Consider the following 5,345-nt stretch of genomic DNA (forward strand, 5'->3'; position numbering starts at 1 on the left):
CGGCAGGCCCGGAACTTGATCAGCGGCGTCAAGATACGCACGAGTGTCTTGTCTTTTACACTCCCCTTATCCGCCTGCTCCAGGGCTGCAGCGGTTTGAAACATCAGCGTCCTGCCCTGCTCTGCCCGTATGGCCATCTTAAGTAGTTGGCGCTGCATCAAAGGCATGTCGACCAGACGCTTGCCGAATGCCCGGCGATTGCGTGCGACGTAAGTGGCTTCACTCAATGCTCGGCGCATCAGGCCCGCAGCACGCATTCCATTGGACAAACGGGAGTTGTTGATCATGTCGGCCATTTGCTGAAAGCCTTTGCCGCGCTCGCCAATCAGCCATGCGTAGGCGCCTTCAAGCCGGATTTCTCCGCTCGCCATCGAGCGCGTACCCAATTTGTCCTTCAGGCGAAGTACACGGTAATGATTATGACTATTGTCAGGAAGATCCCTGGGCAGCAGAAACAAGGAGACGCCGGCCAGCCCTTCTTTAGATTCGCTGCGCGCCAGCACCATTGCAAACCCAGCATCTGGGTTGGAGCAAAACCACTTATCGCCATACAGGCGCCACTGCCCATCGTCTTGTTGCTGGGCCTGCGTTTCGGTGGCGCTCACGTCGGAGCCTGCAGCCTGTTCAGTCATGAACATGGCGCCCTGGCGCAATTCGTCAAAATCCAATGACGTGACTTGCGGCAAGACTTTTTCAACCAGTTCCGGATCGCCAAACCTTCTGAGCGTGCGAGCCAAAGAGTCCGTCATGCTGACAGGGCAGCACAAACCAAATTCAGCCTGCACGAAAAGATAACTTAACGCGTACTTTGCGGCAGGCGGCATTGGGTCAGCCCAACCCAGTGCCCCGCCCCGATGCGACATCGCAGCAAGCCCCAGCGTTTGGTATGCCGCCTTTTCCAACTCGACATAGGCCGGATGCTTCACGATCTGCGACTCATCCATCCCCGACCGGCTTCTTACCGATAGCACCGGGGGATTCTTATCGGCTGTCGCTGCCAACTCATCCAGCGTTGACCCCGCCATTTTCCCTAATTCATCAAAATGCGGCAGCAAATGCGTAACCAAATCCTTCGGCAAGTAGGCGCGCAACAAGCCTTCGGCATAAGGGTCGGCACGAAACAGATTAATGCCCCGGGAGTCCGGGATATTGGACGATGGCGCTACCGCCTGCGGTTCGTAGATCATGATGAATCATCCCTGGAAAGTTTGATTCATCTTAAGTTTAGGTATTAATATTCACAAATACCGAATATATATTCATTGATACATAAAAAGTATAGATAGAAAATATGGAATTAGACTCACGCCTGTTGAGGTATTTTGTAGCCGTAGCCGAAGAGTTGAGTTTCAGCCGTGCCGCTCAACGGCTTCACATATCGCAGCCGCCGCTTAGCTTTGCCATCAAGCAGCTTGAGGAAACGCTAGGCACCTTATTGTTGACACGAAACAGTCGCCGTGTGGCCCTGACCCCAGCCGGATCCGCGCTCTATCGAGAGGCTTTATTTCTACTTCAACGCAATGCGGATGTAATCAAGCTGATTCAGCGCATCGACTCGGGCCTGCATGGGCAAATCAGAATCGGCTTCGTCGGCTCGATGCTGTATCGCGGTCTGCCAGATATGCTTAAGCAATGTAAAGCCTGCTACCCCGACGTCGAGCACGTACTGTTGGAGCTCAACTCCGCAGAACAGATAGAGCTCATCGAGCGCGACGGACTGGATATAGGATTCATCCATGCCAATCCCGTTTCCGCAAAAATCGCCGGCATCGATCTTCTGGCAGAGCCCTTTTCCATCTGTCTGCCGATTACCCATCCGCTGGCAAGCAAATCCAGCCTTGCATTGAATGAACTGGCGGCCGACGACTTTATTTTCTTCGCACGTTCGGTCTCGCCCAGCTATTACGAAACCTTGCTATCCATGTGTTTGCAGGCCGGCTTCTTCCCTAAAGTAAAGAACGAAGCGCGGCACTGGCTTAGCGTTGCCTCACTGGTATCGCAGGGTATGGGTGTGTCCATCGTGCCGCAGTCTCTTGCACGCAGCGGTCTGTCGGGAATCCGTTTTTTGGCTTTTGAGCACGAACACAGATCGGTCAGCAGACTGATCTGGTCGACTTCTTCAAATTCGCCGGTCAAGGATAACTACATAGCGATTGCCAAAAGCGTCTTTAAGCACCAGGCGCCGGGCAAGAATGATGCAGGCGCTAAAGACGCCACACTGCTTGGCCTCGAGTGAGATTAATGACGATTTCAGCCAGAGCGGGTTCCTCATCCCGCGGTACGGACAGGCGCCATTGAACGCCCTCGCCATCGAAATTCTCGGAAATGACAGTCGCTCGAAATGCCGCGAAACGCGACTGAACTATTGCCATATCCGCGAAGCTGCATCGGCAGTCCACCGTTACCAGGTCGAGTAGCTCTTCTTTTGCAGCCAGGCGCAGGCATTGCGCCGCAGCCCCACCGTAGGCGCGTATCAGGCCCCCCGGCCCCAGCTTGATGCCGCCAAACCAGCGCACCACCAGCACAGCCACGCGATCGCACTGCTGGCCTTCAATCGCCTGCAATATGGGGCGCCCCGCCGTGCCACCCGGCTCGCCATCATCATTGAAGCGATACTCGCTTCCTATGCGATAGGCCCAGCAATTATGAGTTGCATCCGCCACGCTATACGCTGCGAAAAGCTGCAGAGCGGCGGCGGGATCGTGCACAGTGTCGGCGACAGCCAGGAAGCGGCTTTTCTTAATGTCTTCCTGGTACGTGGCCAGCCCGGTCAAGGTATAAGGCATATAAGCCCCTGGCGATTAGACCTCGATGCCGCGAGACCCAAGATAATCGTCATAGCCGCCCAGGTAATCGACAACTTCACCGCCGGGCATGATTTCAATTACCCGCGTCGCAACACCCGACACAAACTCCCGGTCATGCGACACGAAAATCAGGGTGCCGGCGTACTTTTCCAAGGCAAGCTGCAAAGACTCGATGGACTCCATATCCAGGTGGTTGGTAGGTTCGTCCATCAACATCACATTATGGCGGCCCAACATAAGGCGCCCGAAGCTCATGCGATTCTTTTCACCACCCGACAACACCCTGACTTCCTTACCGATATCGTCGCCTGAAAACAGCATGCGACCCATGACCGAACGCATGGACTGATCGTCGTCACCGGCCTGGCGGTATTCGCTTAACCAGTCGAACAAGGTTTTGTCAGACTGGAACTGATCGGAAACGTCTTGCGCCATATACCCAATATCAGCGCTTTCAGACCATTTGACCGAGCCTGTATCAGGAGCCAGGTCGCCTGCCAGCATGCGCAACAGTGTTGTCTTGCCGACGCCGTTGGCGCCGATAATAGCAATTTTCTCGCCGGCTTCCACCATGGCTGAAAACGGCTTGATAACAGGGTTATCGTAAGATTTGCTGATTGATTCGATCGTAACGGCCAGACGATGCAGCACCTTGGTTTGCTCGAACCGAATGTAAGGGTTCTGACGCGACGATGGCTTGACCTCGACAGAGGCGGCCTTGATGCGGTCAATTTGCTTCAAGCGCGATGTTGCCTGGCGAGCTTTAGACTTGTTGGCCGCAAAGCGGCGTACAAAGTCTTGCAGTTCAGCTACGCGCTCTTTCGCCTTGGCATTGGACGACGAAATACGCTCGCGGGCCTGTGTCGACGCCAACATATAGTCATCGTAATTACCAGGATAAATGCGCAATTCACGGTAATCCAGATCAGCCATGTGTGTACACACCTGGTTCAGGAAGTGGCGATCGTGACTGATGATGATCATTGTGCTTTGATAACTGTTGAGCACATCTTCAAGCCAACGAATGGTATTGATATCCAGGTTGTTGGTGGGCTCGTCGAGCAGCAGCACATCGGGGTTGGAAAACAAGGCCTGGGCCAGCAACACGCGCAGCTTCCAGCCAGGGGCGATTTCGCGCATAGGCTGGTTATGCTGTTCGACAGGAATTTCCAGGCCCAGCAACAATTCGCCCGCACGCGCTTCAGCCGTATAACCGTCGTATTCGGAAAACTTCGCCTCGAGATTGGCGGCATGCATGTAATCGTCTTCGCTTGCATCGGGGTTGGCGTAGATCGCATCCCGCTCGGACATGACTTGCCACATTTCTTCGTGGCCCATCATGACAACGTCAAGCACCCGAGTGTCCTCAAAGGCAAATTGATCCTGGCGCAGTTTGCCCAGACGCACCCCGGGCTCGAGGGAAACGTTGCCCGCGCTGGATTCGAGGTCGCCACCGATAATTTTCATAAAGGTGGACTTGCCGGACCCATTGGCGCCGATCAAGCCGTAACGGTTGCCCTCGCCAAATTTGACGCTAACGTTTTCAAATAGGGGCTTGGGGCCAAACTGGATAGTAAGATTTGCAGTGGAGATCACTTAGGGGTATCACGTAAAAGAGTCGACATAACCTGCTAGTTTAACAAGTCAGGCCTAAAAATGCTCTTCGAGGACCAAATGCGCCATCCCCTCGCCTGTGGCAATCCCTACTTTCCTGCCTACTGGCAATGTCGCTTTGACCTTTACATGGCCATAAGGCAAACCGGTGACCACTGGCACTTTTACAGTCGAGCGCAACCAGGCGATGACAGAAGGCAGATCAAATCCATTGTCATGCGCCCCTAACCGATAATCGGTAAAGCGGCCAAGCACGATAGCTTTCTGGCGCGCCAGGATGCCGGCATGCCACAGTTGGGTCAGCATGCGCTCGACCCTGAAGGGATGTTCAGCCACGTCTTCCAGGAACAGGATGCCGCCATCGACGTTCGGCATATATGGTGTGCCGATCAACGAGGCCACCATGGCAAGGTTGCCGCCCCACAAAACACCGCGCGCATCGACAGGATCGGAGTCTGGCGATTCGAAGCTTAGGATCTCAAGTTCCCCGCGCATGCTTTCGCCAAACAGATCGGCAGTCAAGTCATCCATTTTTTTTGCGCCGAAGTCATAAACGGCGGTTGGGCCGGCAAAGCTGCTTGCACCGGTTTGCGCCAAGAGCGCCAGGCTGAATACCGTGAAGTCACTTTGGCCAATGAAGATCTTGCCGCTGTCGGCAACCGCCTGCCAGTCGATGAAAGGCAGCAGTCGACTAAGACCGTAGCCGCCACGGGTGGCCATGACAATGGGGTGCTTCTGTTTCAAAGCTCGCGCAATACCTGCCAGGCGCTGCTTGTCGGTACCTGCAAATCGTTCATGCACGGCCAGGGCGGTACGGTCGACTGCGGTTTTAAAACCCAGTTCTCCCAGTCTTGCGCGGGCCAGGTCTATGGTTGCGGGGTCGGCGACGGCGCCCGATGGCGAGATAAGGTAGATCCCGGTGGG

General features: G+C 54.9%; 5 protein-coding genes. 1 reads left to right on the top strand and 4 read right to left on the bottom strand.

The annotated features are described in order from the left end of the window. The coding region (locus ABWO67_RS18910) for an acyl-CoA dehydrogenase family protein (RefSeq protein ID WP_353154765.1) at positions 1 to 1,187 on the bottom strand (1,187 nt) is incomplete at its 3' end. Between the two features lie 104 nt (positions 1,188 to 1,291). Between ABWO67_RS18910 and ABWO67_RS18915 the strand changes: the two genes are divergently transcribed. Then, positions 1,292 to 2,236 (top strand): LysR family transcriptional regulator, encoded by a 945-nt coding sequence (locus tag ABWO67_RS18915; RefSeq protein WP_353154768.1) that lies wholly within the window; start codon positions 1,292 to 1,294, stop codon positions 2,234 to 2,236. On the opposite strand, the gene ABWO67_RS18920 is transcribed toward ABWO67_RS18915, so the two are convergent. Genes ABWO67_RS18920 through ABWO67_RS18930 form a run of 3 tightly spaced genes read right to left on the bottom strand, consistent with a single transcriptional unit; the run spans position 2,205 to position 5,336 of the window. Further along, positions 2,205 to 2,786, bottom strand: a complete 582-nt coding sequence (locus ABWO67_RS18920) for an IMPACT family protein (RefSeq protein WP_353154771.1) — start codon at positions 2,784 to 2,786, stop codon at positions 2,205 to 2,207. The genes ABWO67_RS18915 and ABWO67_RS18920 overlap by 32 nt on opposite strands. Positions 2,787 to 2,801: 15 nt before the next feature. Further along, complete coding sequence (locus ABWO67_RS18925) at positions 2,802 to 4,403, bottom strand: ABC-F family ATPase (protein WP_353154774.1); 1,602 nt, start codon at positions 4,401 to 4,403, stop codon at positions 2,802 to 2,804. Positions 4,404 to 4,457: 54 nt separating this feature from the next. Continuing rightward, the gene (locus ABWO67_RS18930) at positions 4,458 to 5,336 is read right to left on the bottom strand and encodes an LD-carboxypeptidase (RefSeq protein ID WP_353154777.1); all 879 of its coding nucleotides are present in this window, start codon (positions 5,334 to 5,336) and stop codon (positions 4,458 to 4,460) included. Positions 5,337 to 5,345 lie beyond the last annotated feature (9 nt).

The sequence above is a fragment of the Pollutimonas bauzanensis genome (assembly GCF_040393045.1).
GTDB lineage: Bacteria > Pseudomonadota > Gammaproteobacteria > Burkholderiales > Burkholderiaceae_B > Pollutimonas > Pollutimonas bauzanensis_A.